Origin of the sequence: Parabacteroides sp. AD58 (assembly GCF_023744375.2) — a bacterium.
Lineage (GTDB): Bacteria > Bacteroidota > Bacteroidia > Bacteroidales > Tannerellaceae > Parabacteroides > Parabacteroides absconsus.
In genome coordinates this window covers 495,300-512,895 of sequence record NZ_CP146284.1, presented here as the reverse complement: position 1 = coordinate 512,895, position 17,596 = coordinate 495,300, and the positions used below count along the sequence as shown (strand labels likewise).

Here is a 17,596-nt window from a genome sequence, read left to right as displayed (position 1 = left end):
TCAAATAATACTTGCCCGTACCCGGCTTAATGTTTCAGGCGTCATCAATAAATAAGAAGCAATATGCGACAAGGGAGCTCGCTTTATAATTTCAGGTTGTTCTCGCAACAGACGATTATAACGCTCATTGGCTGTTTCCATTCGAAACATATCCATTTTTACTTGAGACAAGATCAATGAATTCTCTAACAACCCACGGTATAACACTTCTATTTCATAACATTCAGCGCCCAACGCCAATACTTCATCATGAGGAAGACCATAGATAACCGTATTCTCTAATGCTTCTACTATCAGCCGGCTCGGTACTTGGCGTAAAAAACTTTCAATACAAATAAAAACATCTCCTTCACAAGAGAAATGTTCTGTAAAATCTTTTTTGTTCTTATAATAATATTGTCTGACCAGACCTTTCTGAACATAGCCTATTTGCTTGCAAATATCACCTTCATTCAAAAAATTCTGTCCTTTTTTTATTTCAGTCCGAACCAAAATGGAAGCCAGCTTGTCCAAAGCCTCCTTACTGATAGGAATTGTTTGCCGTGACAATTCCCGAGCTACACTTAACGAATCTTCCATCCTCTATTTTTTAATGAATAACAGTGCAAAGATACATAAATCATCACGACGATCGAACATTTAACAGCCAAGATTCTTTCACCTACCCACAAATTTATTCCCCTTAATCTATTTTTTCTCAGGAAACCAACTCCAGTTTACAAAATATGCTAACTTTGCCATCCTTATAAAACAAATATTTATCAATAGCAAATATCGAATCTCCATGAAAAAAGAACTTTTTGCTACTCTCTGCCTGGCATTCGCCACGCAAAATCCGCTTATCGCCTCAGAGAATACACCTAAATGGCTCCGCTGGAGTTCAATTTCACCCGACGGGACAACAATTGCCTTCTCTGCCTTCGGGGATATTTATACGGTTCCTGTATCGGGAGGAAAAGCACAAGCTATCACAACCAATACAGCATATGACTATGCCCCGGTCTGGAGTCCAGACAGCAAGCATCTCGCCTTTGCCAGTGCCCGCGAAGGCAGTCTGGATGTTTACGTTTCCTCTCTCAGTGGTGGAGCACCCAAACGATTAACAACGCACTCCGGGAAAGAAATACCAGTCGCCTTTTCAGATAATGAGCACATCTTGTTCTCAACGTATCTCACTCCTACAGCCGAAAATATGCAGTTTCCCAGCAGCCTCTTTTCCCAGCTGTATCAAGTCAGCATTACGGGAGGAAGGCCCAAGCGTTTCTCTGACTGGACTTTGTCAAATCCATGTATCGGACAAAAGGGCATTCTTTATGACGATATTAAAGGATATGAAGACAACTGGCGCAAACACCATACATCAAGCATGGCACGCGACATCTGGTGGTTCGATGGAACCTCATACAAGAAGATGACTGATTTTAAAGGCGAAGACCGCAATGCCGTCTGGAGTCCTGATGAAACAGGCTTCTACTACCTGAGTGAACAAGACGGTACATTCAATATTTATTACCGTTCGCTGGATAAACAGGAAAATAAACAGCTGACATTCTATAAAGATAATCCAGTCCGCTTCCTCTCTATTGCTCACAACGGAAAACTTTGCTATAGTTACAGTGGCGAACTATATACGCTGACTCCGGGTGAAGAGCCAGTTAAAGTAAAGGTAGAAATTATCCGTGATGATATGCAACGTGAAATAGTCCGGAATCTGCGGACATCGGGAGCTACAGAAGTCGCTGTTTCTCCTGAGAACGACGAAGTTGCCTTTATATTGGGCGGCGACGTCTATGTAACGTCTATTGACTATAAGACAACCCGTCAGATTACGGATACACCGGAACGTGAACGTACCATCGATTTTGCACCTGATGGCAGATCTATTGTATATGCCTCTGAACGAAATGGCAAATGGCAAATCTACCAGACTTCTTTACCAAACAAAGAAGACAAAAACTTCACCTATGCAAAAGAATTAAAAGAAGAACGTCTTACCGACGGTACGTATACAGCCTTCCAGCCGCAATACAATCCGAAAGGGAAAGAGATTGCTTTTTTGAAGAACCGAACTGAGATCTGTGTGCTCAACCTCAAATCAAAGGAAGTTCATACCGCGATGGATGGGAAATTCCAGTATTCATATACGGATGGAGACCAGGATTATTCCTGGAGTCCCGACGGTAAATGGATTCTGACTGAATACATAGGCGTTGGCGGTTGGAACAACAAAGACATCGCATTGGTAAAGGCCGACGGATCAGGTGAAATCCATAATCTGACCAACAGCGGTTACAGCGAAAGCTCACCCCAGTGGGTACTCGACGGCAAAGCGATGATTTTCCAGAGTGACAGGGCCGGTTATCGGAGTCACGGATCTTGGGGAGCAGAAAGCGATGCCTATATCATGTTCTTCGATCAGGAAGCCTACGACCGCTTCCGCATGAGTAAAGAAGAAATAGCGTTAGCCGACGAAGACGGCAAGAAGAAAAAGAAGGACGATGATGCCGACAAGAAAGACAAGGATAAAGAGAAAGAAAAGAAAATTAAGGATCTGAAATTCGATTTGTCTAATTTGGAATACCGCACCATTCGACTGACGCCCTATTCCACAAATTTAGGCAGCACAGTGCTGAGCAAAGACGGGACCAAACTGTATTACATTGCTCCGCATGCAGGAAAACCGGCATTGTGGATGCAGGATCTGAAGGAATATCGCAATGAACTGAAAATGCCGGGAATCGGATGGGGCAATCTGGATGTCGATCAAGATATCAAATATGCATATCTGTCTTCCGGCGGAGCGATCAAAAAATTAGATATTGAAAACGGACGGCTCAGCGATATCGCCTTTGAAGCTTTTTATACAGAACGGCCTCAACAGCTAAGAGCTTATTTGTTTGACCATATCTGGAATCAGACAAAAGAAAAACTATATGATCCGAATATGAATGGAGCAGACTGGAACAAGCTTTATACAACCTATTCTGCTTATCTGCCATACATCAACAACAACTACGATTTCGCCGAAATGACCAGTGAAATGCTGGGTGAACTGAATGTTTCACATACCGGATGCCGCTATGGAGGAACCGGCGGTGCCTTGGCGACAGCTTCATTAGGTGTTTTCTTCGATGAGACTTATGAAGGAGACGGACTCAAAATCAAGGAAATCATAAAAGGAAGTCCGCTTGAAACCAGCAAGAAGGAAATCGAACCCGGCTACATCATCAAAGCCATCGACGGGCAGGAAATCAAGGCCGGATGTGATTATTATCCATTGCTTGAGGGAAAAACTGACCGTTATACCCGACTAACTATCAGCAAAAAGGGGAAGGACTTCGACATAACGATCAAACCGATCTCGCAAGGCGCAGAAAACGCACTGCTTTATAAACGATGGGTTGAACGAAACCGAAAGATCGTCGACAAGTTATCGGATAATAAAATAGCCTACGTACATATCAAAGCAATGGATGCCGCGTCATTCCAAACTCTATATAAGGAATTGATGAGTGACGAAAACCGTAACAAGGAGGCTGTTGTCGTAGATACCCGTCATAATGGCGGCGGATGGCTTCATGGAGACATTTGTGTCCTGCTGAGTGGAAAACGCGTTATGCAATTCAAGCCCCGCGGACAGTTTATCGGGAACGATCCGTTCGACCGATGGATCAAACCGTCTTGCATGCTCGTTTGCGAAGACAACTATTCCAACGCGCACGGAACACCCTGGTATTATAAAGAATTGGGTTTAGGCCAACTGATCGGTGCACCTGTTCCTGGAACCATGACCGCAGTCTGGTGGGAAAGGCTGGAAGGGGGCATGGTATTCGGTATTCCACAAGTTGGAGCTTATGATAATCAAGGCCATGTATTGGAAAATCAGTTACTCCAACCAGACATCGAAATATACAACAATCCGTCTGATGTCTTAACCGGCAAAGACGAACAGCTTGAACGCGCTGTTCAGGAAATCCTGAAAACAGTTAGCCAACAATAAAGTTCCTGTTTAACAATGACTTAATAAAGGCAAGAAAACACGCCGGCTTTTGATGAAAAGCCGGCGTGTTTTGATCAAAAGCCGGCGCTTTTTAAAACAAAAGTAACGAGAATCAAATTCAATCCTCACGAGAATCATTTTCAACTCCCGTGAGTTTCATTGGGCTATCTCTTTCTATTTATCAAACAGGCCATAGATAAAATTGAATAGGACTGAATTTTTTATTACCGAAAGAAAAACTATCTTTGTCTTAACTTGAAAAACGATTGGTAACCTATTATCGGATTCATCCGATAAACTGTATTTTACTGACATCATGAAAAATCTATTCTTGCTTATATTAATAGTAATACTCGTCTGTTTCTACCTTGGCTTCATCTATCTTTCGATAAGAAATGCGTGGAAAGCCAAGCAAGACAGTTATCGCCTTCTACGAGAAGCCTGGTTAAATCTAGTCAATCTGCAACCCTATCTGGAAGCGACTATCATCCGATACAATTTGTCTAAACAAATTTCCCTTGAAAAAATCGCCCCACATTTCCCAACCCCAATTGAAGAGACCGCGATGGAACAAAAACTAAAGGAGTATTTCATCCTACAAAATGCAGCAAAAAGACTTCAACAAACCATCACTCAAGATCCGGTTCTACAGCAATCTCAACCACTTAAAGATCTGCAAGGCAATTTGGAAAAATCTTTAAATGAATTTGATAAAAACTGGTATAACTATCAAGGTGCTACAGACAGATACGCACAAATAACTTCTTGCCGCTTGGGTAGGATCTTACAACAAATTGTGGAAAAACAGGAATAATTTATGTAAATCTTTTGCAAATACCCATAAAAAACTTATTTTTGTAAAGAATCTGTTAATTGAACAGGCATAAATCTGACAATAAAAGCAGGAAAGGAAACTTCATGGAAAAACGTTTTTTAGGATTGATCGAGAAGAGTGTAAAAGCCCACTGGAATCTGCCAGCTTTTACAGATATGGAAGGTCCTACCCTTTCATATAGCGATGTGGCCCGGCGCATGGAAGAACTTCATATTTTATTCCGCTGCGCTGAAATACAACCGGGTGACAAAATAGCAATTTTAGGTAGAAATTCTTCGAACTGGGCCATCAGTTTCTTTGGAACCCTGACGTATGGAGCCGTAGCAGTTCCCATCCTTCATGAATTCAAATCAGACAACATTCATTTGATTCTAAATCATTCCGAATCCAAAGTACTCTTTGTTTCAGCATCCAACTGGGCGCAACTCGACGAGAAAGAGTTTCCTCAGATTCGTCTGATCATCCAATTAGATGACTTCAGTTTGATCAAATCGGATCAACCGGCAGTAAAAGATGCCATCAACCAGCTACCGCTGTTGTTCGAACAAAAATATCCGTCGTTCACTCCCGAGTCGATTCATTACTATGAAGAGAATCCGGAAGACTTATGCTTGTTGAATTACACTTCGGGAACCACCAGCTCCTCTAAAGGCGTCATGCTCCCCTATCGCAGTCTGTGGAGTAATACCCAATTTGCGGCCGACAACCTTCCGTTTATCCATGCGGGAGATAACATTGTCTGCATCCTTCCGATGGCACATATGTACGGATTGGCCTTCGAGGTACTCAATTCTGTCAATAAAGGTTGCCACATTCATTTCATTACACGAATGCCCAGCCCGCAAGTGATCGGAAAAGCCTTTGCTACCTGTCGCCCACGCTTGATCCTGGCAGTACCGATCATCATCGAAAAGATTGTGCGAACCCGCATCTTCCCGATCATCGAGAAGCCTATGATGAAAGTTTTGCTCAACCTGCCAGTGATTAATACAATCGTACGAAAAAAGATAGCCAATCAGCTTAATCAGGCTTTCGGTGGTAATTTCGAAGAGATCGTAATAGGCGGTGCTCCTCTCAATAAAGAGGTCGAACAGTTTCTTCGTTCCATCCGTTTCCGTTACACGGTAGGTTATGGGATGACTGAATGCGGACCGCTTGTCGCGTATGCTCAATGGGATATCTTCAAGCCAACCTCTGTAGGTAAAATTGTAGACCGCATGGAAGTGCGCATCGACTCTTCTGATCCACAGCATCAGGTTGGAGAAATTCTGGTACGAGGAAGCAATAATATGTTGGGATATTACAAGAATCCTCAACTCACAGCTACAGTGATGATGCCCGACGGCTGGATGCGGACAGGCGACTTGGGTACAATGGATGCAGACGGTTTTCTCTATATCCGCGGACGAAGCAAGACGATGTTGCTTGGACCGAACGGACAGAACATCTATCCAGAAGAGATCGAAGCCAAGTTGAACAACTTGCCTCTCGTTGTAGAGTCATTGATTATTTCAGACAATAAGAAGTTAACGGCTTTGATTTATCCGGACTGGGACCAGATAAAGAAGTTGGGACTAACCACCAAAGCACTGAACGAACAAATGATGCAAAACCTGAAACAATTGAACCGGAGCATTCCAGGCTATTGTAAAGTAGCACTTTATGAGTTGAGGGAACATGAATTTGAGAAAACTCCCAAAAAGAGCATTAAGCGTTTCTTATATCAGCCCGAACTCTAAGTTCTGATTCTTTTCCGGAAAAGAAATCGGCAGGCAAAAGAACAACTGCCCGACAAATACGTTACTTTTGCGGACAAAATCAGACGATTCTTTATGGAACAAGAAAACAAATATGCTTTATTCTTACACGATATCGCCCGATTCATTCCGGGCGATCGTATTTATACAGACGAATTACGCCGTCTGGCGTGGGGAACGGATGCCGGTTTCTATCGGCTTATTCCACAAATTGTCGTTCGCTCCGACTCAGAAGAAGAAGTATCCAAGCTGTTGGAAACTGCAGACAAATACCAATTGCCGGTGACATTCCGGGCAGCTGGTACCAGTCTTTCAGGACAGGCCATCAGCGACTCTATACTGATCGTTGCCGGCAAACATTGGGAACGATATGAAATTTTAGAGGGAGGAAAAGCCATCCGTCTCCAACCGGGAATCATCGGACAGCGAGTGAATGAAATACTCAAGCCTTACGGACAAAAATTTGCTCCAGACCCTGCTTCCGTAAAAAGTGCAATGGTAGGCGGCATCGTCATGAACAATGCCTCAGGAATGAACTGCGGAACGCATGCGAATAGCGACAAAGTCTTACGCTCGGCCCGAATGATCTTTGCAGACGGGACCTGTCTTGACACAGGAAATCCAGAAAGCCGCCGTGCCTTCCAGGAGAAAAGACCGGACTTTATCCGCAGAATTGAAGAACTACGCGACCAGGTCAGAGCCAATAAGAAGCTGGCAGAACGGATCAGTTATAAATATGCCATTAAGAATGTAACAGGATTGAATATCCTGCCATTTATCCGCTTTGATGATCCGTTTGACATCATCGCCCATTTATTGGTAGGTTCTGAAGGAACACTGGCATTCCTTTCAGAAGTAACCATGACAACCGAATATGATTATCCTTGCAAAGCAAGTGCCATGCTTTATTTCAGTGATATCAAGGAAGCATGCCGGGCAGTCGTTGCCATGAAGAAGCTTACGAATGAACAAGGGAACTGGATTGTCAAAGGAGCAGAACTGCTCGACAAAAAATCACTTGCGTCTGTTAATGATACAACGGGTGAAAACCTGACAGCCGTCCTCACCGAAACAAAGGCACATACACCGGAAGAACTTCAGCAATATATCCGGCAAATTGAGGCTTGTCTCCAAGCTTTCAACACATACACACCCGTTCACTTTACAGATAAGCCTGAAGAATACTCCCGTTATTGGGCCATTCGTTCCGGTATTTTCCCGTCGGTTGGAGGAACACGTAAGCTCGGGACAACCTGTCTGATCGAAGATGTAGCCTTCCATATTGAAGACTTACCGGAAGCGACAGCCGAGCTTCAAGCCCTACTGGCACGCCACGGATACGAAGACGCCTGCATCTATGGCCATGCACTTGAAGGTAATTATCACTTTATTCTGAATCAGTCTTTCCATACCGACGAAGAAGTAAAACGATATGAAGACCTGATGAATGATGTCAAAACGCTGGTAGTAGATAAATATGACGGTTCGCTGAAAGCAGAACATGGAACAGGACGTAACATGGCTCCTTTTGTCCGCTATGAATGGGGCGATGACGCCTTTGAATTGATGAAATCGGTCAAACAGTTATTCGATCCCAAGAATCTGCTGAATCCGGGAGTAATCTTTAACGATGACCCCAAATGCCATATCAAGCATTTCAAGCCTCTGCCATTGACAAATCCGAAAGTAGATCGTTGTATTGAATGCGGTTTCTGCGAAGTAAATTGTCTTACCTGCGGATTTGCCTTATCCAGTCGCCAGCGTATCGTTATTCAACGGGAAATATCCCGTTTACGCCAAAGCGGAGACGACCCACAGCGCCTTGCCACGCTGCTCAAAGAATATAAATATTGGGGAAACCAGACCTGTGCCGGAGACGGATTATGCTCGATGTCATGCCCGATGCATATCAATACCGGAGAGTTGACACACGATATCCGTCAGGCTGAATTACCTAAAGGAAGTACAGGTTATCAAATGGGTGATTTTGCCGCCCGTCACTTTGCGGGAATCAAGAATTCACTTCGGCCGGTACTGACTCTTGCCGATACGGCTCATGCTGTTATGGGAACAACTCTCATGACTAGCTTGACTCGTGGCATGCATCAGACATTAGGTATTCCTCTTTGGACACCAGCCATGCCTAAAGCCTATCGCATTCGCAAGCAGCTTCGAAATCATATTACAGCGAAGCCGGATAAAGTGGTTTACTTCCCCAGCTGTATTAACCAGACAATGGGATTGGCCCGTAAATCACCGGAAGAGATGGCTCTTGTCGACAAGATGGTTTCTCTCCTCCAAAAAGGTGGATTCGAAGTCATCTTCCCCGAGAATATGGATAAACTATGCTGCGGCACGATTTGGGAAAGTAAAGGAATGATGGATATAGCCGACCGTAAATCCAAAGAACTGGAAGAAGCACTGTGGAAAGCCAGTGAGGAAGGACGTTACCCGGTTCTCTGTGATCAAAGTCCATGCCTGCATCGTATGCGCGAAACGATTAAGAAGATGAAACTCTATGAACCTGCAGAATTCATTTATACCTTCTTGCGTGACCGGCTGATATTTACACCGACAGATGAACCTGTCGCTATACACATTACCTGTTCCATGAGACGTATGGGATTAGCAGATACCATCATCAACGTGGCTAAATTGTGTTCCAAAAATGTATTCGTTCCCGAAGAAATAGGTTGCTGCGGTTTTGCCGGCGACCGAGGGTTCACACATCCAGAAGTGAACGCCTATGCTCTCCGAAAACTGCGTCCACAGCTCGAAGCCAAAGGCATTCAGCGAGGTTATTCCAACAGTCGCACTTGTGAAATCGGACTGACAACCAATTCGGGTGTTCCTTATGTTTCGATTGCCTATCTGGTAGACCGCTGTACGCGTCCGAAGCAATAAGGAATAAGGCAGGCATAACTTATAATCTTTCAAGTGGCGTCTTGGCTGTAATTTACAAATGATTCAGCCAGGACGCCACTTTTCTTATTTATAATCCATATCGATGGCCCGACTTTTGCATGCATTAAGATTACTACTTAAACCCTTGGTTACAGACCGATCAATTAAAAATACAAGAATAAGAAAGAACTGTTTTTTCAACAAAATCAAGAAGAGTCACCAAAGACTTTCATTTAAAAATACGTATCTTTGTATACCGATTCCGGTATAGGCAGAAGATTTTAGTTATATGATTTAAGATTTGAGTATATGTCTGACAAAAATTCTCCTCTAATTTTAGGAACAGAACCTATTGGAAAATTATTGACCCAATATGCTATTCCTGCGATTATCGCCATGACTGCTTCCTCATTGTATAATATGGCAGATAGCATTTTTATCGGCCATGGTGTAGGTCCGTTAGGTATTGCAGGTCTCGCCTTAACTTTCCCGTTGATGAATTTGGCAGCAGCTTTCGGGTCGTTGGTGGGTGTCGGAGCCTCAACACTTGTATCTGTCAAGTTAGGACAGAAAGATTATGATGGAGCTAATAATGTATTAGGAAACGTATTTATGTTGAATCTGATTATGGGTATTGCCTTTTCAGTCGTATTCCTCGCCTTTTTAGACCCCGTTCTTTACTTCTTCGGTGCCAGCGATCAAACGATTTCCTATGCACGTGATTATATGAGAATTATTTTATATGGAAATGTAATTACCCATATGTACTTAGGATTAAATTCGGTTTTGCGATCATCCGGTTATCCCAAGATGGCCATGTTTGCGACCTTGTTGTCTGTAGTAGTTAACTGTCTGCTTAATCCATTGTTTATTTTCGTTTTAGATTGGGGAATCAAAGGAGCTGCCTGGGCAACAGTTTTTTCACAGCTTCTATCACTAATCGGCCAGCTCATCCATTTTGCCCGACCATCACAACTGCTGCATTTCCATAAAGGAATTTATAAACTTCATAAAGAACTTGTTGAAGGTATTATCTCAATCGGCATGTCTCCTTTTCTAATGAATTTATGTTCATGTCTGATTGTATTATTGATCAACTGGGGATTGAAAGAACACGGAGGCGACATGGCTATTGGAGCCTACGGTATTGTCAATCGTATTGTCTCTCTATTTGCCATGATTATTATGGGTTTCAACCAAGGTATGCAACCCATTGCCGGATACAATTATGGAGCTCGCCAGTATCATCGAGTAATAGACGTCACAAAACTGACCACCTTATGGGGCGTAGGTGTTGCTACAACTGGATTTCTGATCTGCCACCTCTTCCCTGAATTTATTGTCGGCTTCTTTACCACCGATGAAGAATTGACTTCAGCAGCCGTTTACGGATTGCATATAGTATTTGCCGTTTTCCCTATCGTTGGGTTCCAAATGGTATCAACGAACTTTTTCTTATCGGTAGGATTGTCGAGAACGGCTATTTTTCTCTCATTGACACGCCAGATGTTATTTTTAGTACCGTGTTTAATTGTTTTACCAAGAATTTGGGGTACATTTGGAGTGTGGGTTAGTATTCCTATTGCGGACTTGACGGCAACCATCGTAACAGCCATTGTATTGATCAGGCAGTTCCGAAAATTCCGTCAGCAACAAGCTTAAGGAACACATTATAACCTCTATCTGCTGAATTCGTTTAATCATTAATAATTTACTCGTATGCTAATACCAAAACGTGTGGGTAAGATACTAGGCGGAACATTACTGGTTGGTTCTGTCTTTTTTACCTCCTGTAATCAAACAGTAGAAACACAAATTCAACTGATACCAGAGCCATTTGAAATGACACAATCGGATGGCATGTTTAAAATTGGTCATGCAATGCTTGTCGGAGCAGGTTCGGCCAGCAACAAAGTAAACTTTCAAGTAGATCCGAATGCATCAGATATTCCAGATGAAGGCTATCGTCTGGAAGTTGATGGAGCAGGAGTTCGTCTGGTTGCTAAGACAGAAACCGGATTATTCTATGGCAAGCAAACTTTACTGCAACTGCTTACTCCTGACGGATTGCCTTATGTAAAGATCAATGATCATCCTCGTTTCCCCTATCGAGGTCTGCATCTTGATGTTTCCCGTCATTTCTTCGACAAAGAGGAAGTCAAGAAGCTAATGAATGTTATGTCGTACTACAAGCTGAATACCCTGCATCTTCACCTCACAGATGCTGGAGGCTGGCGTCTGCAAATCGACAAATATCCAAAACTGACACAAGAGGGCGCCTTCCGAACCCAATCTGATTGGCGTGAATGGTGGGATAACGGTAAAGATCGTCAGTACGTAAAAGAAGGGACAAAAGGAGCTTATGGTGGTTATTACACCAAAGACGATATCCGCGAATTAGTAGCTTATGCCGCCGAGAAACATATTACTATTATTCCAGAAATTGAATTTCCGTCCCATTCAGATGAAGTATTCGTGGCTTATCCCGAATTATGTTGTGCCGGGAAGTCACATACCGGAGGTGATTTCTGTATCGGCAACCCGAAAACTTTCGAGTTTATGGAAAATGTACTATCAGAAGTTATTGAACTCTTCCCTTCTGAGTACATACATATCGGTGGTGACGAAGCAGCCAAGAATGCGTGGAAAACTTGTCCGAAATGCCAGGCATTGATGAAGAAAGAGAAACTCACCAATGTCGATGAGTTACAAAGCTACATGATCCATAAAGCTGAAGAATTTCTGAATTCCAAAGGCCGCCGTCTGATCGGTTGGGATGAAATTCTGGAAGGCGGACTGGCTCCCGAAGCGACTGTTATGTCATGGCGTGGTGAAGCGGCCGGATTCAAATCAGCACGTATGGGGCATGATGTCATCATGACGCCGGGCAATTATATGTATTTCGACTTCTATCAAGCTGATCCCCGACATCAACCGGTAGCCATTGGCGGATATACGCCGATCCGGAAAGTATATAGTTACAATCCGATCCCTCAGGATTCGCTGACAGCCGAAGAAGCCAAGCATTTTCTGGGTGTACAAGCGAATACGTGGACTGAATATATTCCTACTCCAGAACATTTAGAGTATATGATGTTCCCTCGTGCCCTTGCCGTGGCAGAAATCGGTTGGACTCCGCAGGAAAAACGGGATTGGCAAGATTTCAAACCACGTGTTAATGCACACATCCCAGTCCTACAACGGATGGGATTGAATCCTTTCCCGCTTTCCAACGAACTGGAATTTGACATGGTTGTAGATACAGTCAAGAAGGAAATCCGCGTAACCATGGATGCTGAGAAATATCCGGCTGAAATCCACTATACAACAGATGGATCTACCCCGACAGCGTCTTCACCTATCTATCAGGAACCGATTGTTGTCAAAGACTCGGCTAAAATTGTAGCAGGCATCTTCGTAGACGGTCAGTTACAGGACCGAGTTTCCGAGCAGCGCGTTGATTACCATAAAGGAATTGGGAAAAGCATCCGCTTCAACAGCCGTCTGTACCCGGGTTATATGGCCGGAGGCATGAATGCCATTATTGATGGTTACCGAGGAGGACTGACTTATCTTGACCAGCGTTGGCAGGGTTACACAGACAATTTAGACTGTGTCATTGATCTGGGCGAAGTCATGGATCTGCATCAAGTCTCTTCGAAATGGATGCAACTGAAAGGTCCTTGGGTATATCAGCCTGAACAGGTAGAAATCCTGACATCCGAAGACGGGAAGAATTTCACATCGCAGGGAATTATTCCGACTACCGTTTCCCGCGAAAATCCGGATCTGATTTTCCAGGAATATACCTTTAACGGAAACTGGAAAGCACGCTATTTACAAGTAAAAGCGAAAAATAAGCCTAATGGCGGATTTATTTTCGTAGATGAAATCGTCATCTGGTAATTAACATACATATATTTTAAACACAAATAAACAGACAAACATGAAAAAACAATTATTGACGCTCTTGTTGTGTGGCGGAAGTTTCGCTTTCGCACAGCAGCCTGTCGATTATGTCAATCCATTTATCGGGACCAGCAATTTCGGAACTACGAACCCCGGAGCTGTCTGTCCCCAAGGAATGATGAGTGTGACGCCTTTTAATGTCATGGGGTCAGAAACCAACGAGTTTGATAAAGACAGTCGGTGGTGGTCAACACCCTATACATCCGACAATGACTTCTTCACCGGTTATGCTCACGTTAATCTGAGCGGTGTAGGTTGTCCCGAATTAGGAGGATTATTATTGATGCCGACTTCCGGAGAGCTGAAAGTAGATTACCATGAATATGGCAGCCATTATGAAAAGGAAGTAGCCCATCCGGGATATTACAGTAATATTCTGACTAAATATAATATCAAGACGGAAGTCACAGCTACGCCTCGTACAGGATTAAGCCGCTTCACTTTCCCGAAAGGACAAGGGAATATCCTGCTCAATTTAGGAGAAGGTCTGACCAACGAAACCGGTGCAACTGTCCGCTTTGTCAGTGATACAGAAATCGAAGGAAGCAAACTGATGGGAACATTCTGTTATAACCCACAAGCAGTCTTTCCGATTTATTTCGTTATGCAGGTCAACAAGGCTCCAAAGGAAAAAGGATATTGGAAAAAGCAACGCGAGATGAAAGGTGTAGAGGCTCAGTGGGACGCTGATGCAGGTAAATACAAACTATACACGAAATATACCCGCGAAATCAGTGGAGACGACGTAGGTGTCTGGTTCAAATACGATGTAGCCGAACAGGAACAGATCGAGGTAAAGATCGGTGTTTCATTCGTCAGTATCGAGAACGCCCGCGAGAACTTGAAAGCCGAACAACCGGGTTTCGATTTCGACAAGATTGCTTCTGCTGCCCGCGATAAGTGGAACGACGATTTATCACGCATCACAGTAGAAGGCGGAACGAACGATGAAAAGACAATCTTCTACACAGGTCTGTATCATTTGCTGATTCATCCGAATATTTTACAGGACGTCAACGGTGAATATCCGAAGATGGAGAGCCTGGAAGTAGGTAAGACAAGCGGTAACCGTTATACAGTATTCTCGTTGTGGGATACTTACCGCAATGTCAGTTCACTCATGACTTTACTGTATCCGGACCGTCAGTTGGATATTATCCAGACTATGATTGATATGTATAAGGAAAATGGATGGTTACCGAAATGGGAACTTTACGGTCGGGAGACATTCACCATGGAAGGTGATCCTTCAATCCCTTATATCGTAGATGCCTGGATGAAAGGCTTACGTGATTTCGACACGACAACAGCCTATGAAGCCATGCGTAAAGGAGCTACAACTCCTGGCGAATTTAATCTGCTTCGTCCGGATGCCAATGATTATTTCTCTTTAGGCTATGTTCCGTTACGCGAACAATATGACAACTCTGTTTCCCATGCTTTGGAATATTATCTGGCCGACTGGAACCTCAGCCAGTTTGCGGAAGCGTTGGGAAAGAAAGAAGATGCGAAGTTGTTCTATGACCGCTCAATGGGTTACAAACATTACTATTGCAAGGATTTCGGTACATTACGTCCGATTTTGCCGGATGGTAAATTCTATGAACCTTTTGATCCGAAACAGGGCGAAAACTTTGAGCCAAGTCCGGGATTCCACGAAGGAAATGCTTGGAATTATACCTTCTATGTACCGCATGATATCAAAGGACTGGCTAAACTGATGGGAGGAAACAAGAAGTTCGTCAACAAATTACAGGGCGTTTTCGACGATGGGAATTATGATCCTGCCAACGAACCCGATATCGCTTATCCGTATCTGTTCAGTTATTTCAAAGGGGAAGAATGGCGTACTCAGAAAGAAGTGCACAAGATTCTGAAGAGTGGCTACCACAATGCTCCGAACGGTGTACCTGGAAACGAAGATGCCGGAACCATGTCTACATGGGCTATCTTCTCGATGATGGGATTTTATCCGGCCTGTCCGGGTGATGCTGATTATGTACTGACGTCACCGGTATTCGATAAGATCACGATTCATCTCGACAAGAAATATTATCCGGCAGGAGATTTGGTAATCGAAGCTTCACACGCTACACCTGAATCTATCTACATCCAGTCGATTCAGGCAGGCGGCAAGAAGTTAAAAGGTTATACCATCTCTCATCAGGATCTGGTAAAAGCCGGAACTCTGAAGTTCACATTAGGCGATCAGCCTAAGAAATAAAAAAGAATCATTTCCATTCATGCTCGCATTCTTGAAAGAGAACAAGTATGAATGGAAATGATTCCCGTTTATTTCAAAAACAATTCTCGAGAGTTTTTTATGCGACGGCTAAAAACCGTTTTCCTCTTCTTCCCTGAGAAAATTATTCATCATTCTTCTTTTCCAGCTTGTTCTCGATAATAAATGCCAGGATCAGTCCCAGACCACCGCATAATAAAACCGACGCTCCATACGCCATAGAAAGCATTTGCCAGTCACCCTCGAAATTTACACATATAAACGTATGGAAAATAAAACCGATCAACAAGCCTAATCCTAAGCCGGCCATCAGGCAACCTATCTTCAAAGCACTGAAGGATACCCGTTTTTGCGCAAAGCTTGGCAACTGAAGTTTCCCGTCCAATACAGTCCAATCTACTTTTTCCGATAATTTCTCAATAATCATCAGCCGTTCTTTCTTATGAACGAACAATTCAAACAAACTGTAAATTCCGTAACAAATGATTCCGACAACCAGCGGAATAGAAATAAAATCCATCATAATCGTTTCTGTTATTTTTATGTTATTAATACCTTTGTTTTCCGAAGCTTCTGTAATATGGACGCAAGAGAAACAGAATGGTTACAACTTTCAGGCAATTTTTTTTGGGTAGCCGCCCCTTGTAAATTTGTTTTTGCCTGTCAGAAACTTTCCACTCTGCCGGGGGAAAACTTCTTTCCCTATTATATATTCTTTAGTTCACGTCGTGGATTACTTAGTTCACGCCGTGGTTTAAGTAGTTCACGCCGTGGTTTACTTAGTTCACGCCGTGAACTAAAGAATTACATATAGGATCCGGAAGTTTGGAACCGGGGTTACAGACTTTATCTCCGGGGGAAAATGTGGTATCCCGTTCAAATTATTTGATAAAGCCATGTAACCTTTCCGGCAAGCCTGCGTCAATCATTATGAAATGGAAGGATTATCGGATACATATTATATCAACCGGATTCTGGCAGGCGATACCAGTTGCTTCGCCTGTCTGCTGGATAAATACAGCCAACCGTTGTTTGCTCTGATCTTCCGGATTGTACAAAACCGGGAAGATGCAGAGGAACTGACGGAAGATGTATTCATCAAGGCATTCCGACAATTGGAATCTTTCCGCGGAGAAGGTAATTTTGCCAATTGGTTGTACCGGATTGCTTACAACATGGCGATATCGGCTGTCCGAAAAAAGAAGATAGAATACTTGTCAATAGAAGATTCACAACTGACGAATGTATCCGAAGAGGAAGTGCAGGAAGCATTAGGTTCATACGGAACAGCCCAGCAGTTGGAATGGCTGGACCGGGCTTTGGCCCAGCTTCCGCCAGACGACCGGGCTTTGATCCAATTATTCTATATGGAAGAGAAAAGCCTTGAAGACTTGACGGGTATTACCGGCCTGTCGCTGTCTAATCTGAAAGTGAAGTTACACCGCATACGAAAGAAACTGTATGTGCTGCTGACTGAAGAAGAAAAGAATCAGGATGTTGTTCAGAAGAAGTAAAGAATTATGGAAAAAGAGACAAATAGAGCACAAGAAGATCGTTTGAAATCATTATTCAGACAAATGCCGCCAGTATCACTCCCGGAAGGATTCCGGTCGCAAATGATGCAACGCATCGAAAAAGAAGCGATACGCAAGCGTAAACGACAGACTTGGCTGGAATGGAGTATGCTGATTCTCGCCTCGATGGTTATGATTGTTGCAGCCGTCATTGGGTTGAAAGAACTGGAAATACCCGCTATCCGATGGCCGAAAATAGATACTTCCTTGCTCTTTATCTATACATATATAGGTAGTATTGCTCTTTTCCTGTTGTGGCTCGACTACCGATTTAGACGCTGGTATGATAAAAAGCATGGGGCGAAAGAGAAATAA

Annotated in this window: 11 protein-coding genes; 9 read left to right on the top strand and 2 right to left on the bottom strand. The window is 43.4% G+C overall.

What is annotated here, in order from left to right:
• The gene (locus tag NEE14_RS02160; protein WP_251967639.1) at positions 1-579 is read right to left on the bottom strand and encodes a Crp/Fnr family transcriptional regulator; all 579 of its coding nucleotides are present in this window, start codon (positions 577-579) and stop codon (positions 1-3) included.
• A 205-nt stretch (positions 580-784) separates the two neighbouring features.
• Here NEE14_RS02160 and NEE14_RS02155 point away from each other — a divergent pair, with 205 nt between their 5' ends.
• From NEE14_RS02155 to NEE14_RS02125, 7 genes are all read left to right on the top strand, one after another.
• Entirely contained in the window at positions 785-4,000 is a 3,216-nt protein-coding gene (locus NEE14_RS02155) for a S41 family peptidase (protein ID WP_251967640.1), read from the top strand.
• A gap of 316 nt (positions 4,001-4,316) precedes the next feature.
• Positions 4,317-4,814, top strand: coding sequence for a hypothetical protein (locus NEE14_RS02150; protein WP_251967641.1), 498 nt, complete (start codon positions 4,317-4,319; stop codon positions 4,812-4,814).
• Positions 4,815-4,918: 104 nt separating this feature from the next.
• Entirely contained in the window at positions 4,919-6,574 is a 1,656-nt protein-coding gene (locus tag NEE14_RS02145; RefSeq protein ID WP_251967642.1) for an AMP-binding protein, read from the top strand.
• Positions 6,575-6,667: 93 nt separating this feature from the next.
• On the top strand, positions 6,668-9,496 hold the full coding sequence (locus NEE14_RS02140; RefSeq protein WP_251967643.1) for an FAD-binding and (Fe-S)-binding domain-containing protein: 2,829 nt from the start codon (positions 6,668-6,670) through the stop codon (positions 9,494-9,496).
• A gap of 309 nt (positions 9,497-9,805) precedes the next feature.
• On the top strand, positions 9,806-11,158 hold the full coding sequence (locus NEE14_RS02135) for an MATE family efflux transporter (protein ID WP_251967644.1): 1,353 nt from the start codon (positions 9,806-9,808) through the stop codon (positions 11,156-11,158).
• Between the two features lie 57 nt (positions 11,159-11,215).
• Positions 11,216-13,402 carry a family 20 glycosylhydrolase gene (locus NEE14_RS02130; protein ID WP_251967645.1) on the top strand — a complete coding sequence of 729 codons (2,187 nt, stop codon included), beginning with the start codon at positions 11,216-11,218 and terminating at the stop codon, positions 13,400-13,402.
• Between the two features lie 40 nt (positions 13,403-13,442).
• Positions 13,443-15,689 carry a GH92 family glycosyl hydrolase gene (locus tag NEE14_RS02125; protein WP_251967646.1) on the top strand — a complete coding sequence of 749 codons (2,247 nt, stop codon included), beginning with the start codon at positions 13,443-13,445 and terminating at the stop codon, positions 15,687-15,689.
• Between the two features lie 142 nt (positions 15,690-15,831).
• Here the strand turns inward: NEE14_RS02125 and NEE14_RS02120 are convergent, their stop codons facing one another.
• Positions 15,832-16,230, bottom strand: coding sequence for a DUF6249 domain-containing protein (locus tag NEE14_RS02120; RefSeq protein WP_251967647.1), 399 nt, complete (start codon positions 16,228-16,230; stop codon positions 15,832-15,834).
• A 412-nt stretch (positions 16,231-16,642) separates the two neighbouring features.
• Here NEE14_RS02120 and NEE14_RS02115 point away from each other — a divergent pair, with 412 nt between their 5' ends.
• Both NEE14_RS02115 and NEE14_RS02110 read left to right on the top strand, forming a co-directional pair.
• Positions 16,643-17,221: an RNA polymerase sigma factor gene (locus NEE14_RS02115; protein WP_251967648.1), complete on the top strand. Its 579-nt coding sequence runs from the start codon at positions 16,643-16,645 to the stop codon at positions 17,219-17,221.
• A gap of 6 nt (positions 17,222-17,227) precedes the next feature.
• The gene (locus NEE14_RS02110; RefSeq protein ID WP_251967649.1) at positions 17,228-17,596 is read left to right on the top strand and encodes a hypothetical protein; all 369 of its coding nucleotides are present in this window, start codon (positions 17,228-17,230) and stop codon (positions 17,594-17,596) included.

Excerpts from the sequence above, each read along its gene's own strand:
- NEE14_RS02110 (WP_251967649.1), top strand. The coding sequence starts at position 17,228 with ATGGAAAAAGAGACAAATAGAGCACAAGAAGATCGTTTGAAATCATTA.
- NEE14_RS02140 (WP_251967643.1), top strand. The coding sequence starts at position 6,668 with ATGGAACAAGAAAACAAATATGCTTTATTCTTACACGATATCGCCCGA.
- NEE14_RS02115 (WP_251967648.1), top strand. The coding sequence starts at position 16,643 with ATGGAAGGATTATCGGATACATATTATATCAACCGGATTCTGGCAGGC.
- NEE14_RS02125 (WP_251967646.1), top strand. The coding sequence starts at position 13,443 with ATGAAAAAACAATTATTGACGCTCTTGTTGTGTGGCGGAAGTTTCGCT.
- NEE14_RS02160 (WP_251967639.1), bottom strand. The coding sequence starts at position 579 with ATGGAAGATTCGTTAAGTGTAGCTCGGGAATTGTCACGGCAAACAATT.
- NEE14_RS02120 (WP_251967647.1), bottom strand. The coding sequence starts at position 16,230 with ATGATGGATTTTATTTCTATTCCGCTGGTTGTCGGAATCATTTGTTAC.
- NEE14_RS02130 (WP_251967645.1), top strand. The coding sequence starts at position 11,216 with ATGCTAATACCAAAACGTGTGGGTAAGATACTAGGCGGAACATTACTG.
- NEE14_RS02155 (WP_251967640.1), top strand. The coding sequence starts at position 785 with ATGAAAAAAGAACTTTTTGCTACTCTCTGCCTGGCATTCGCCACGCAA.
- NEE14_RS02135 (WP_251967644.1), top strand. The coding sequence starts at position 9,806 with ATGTCTGACAAAAATTCTCCTCTAATTTTAGGAACAGAACCTATTGGA.
- NEE14_RS02145 (WP_251967642.1), top strand. The coding sequence starts at position 4,919 with ATGGAAAAACGTTTTTTAGGATTGATCGAGAAGAGTGTAAAAGCCCAC.
- NEE14_RS02150 (WP_251967641.1), top strand. The coding sequence starts at position 4,317 with ATGAAAAATCTATTCTTGCTTATATTAATAGTAATACTCGTCTGTTTC.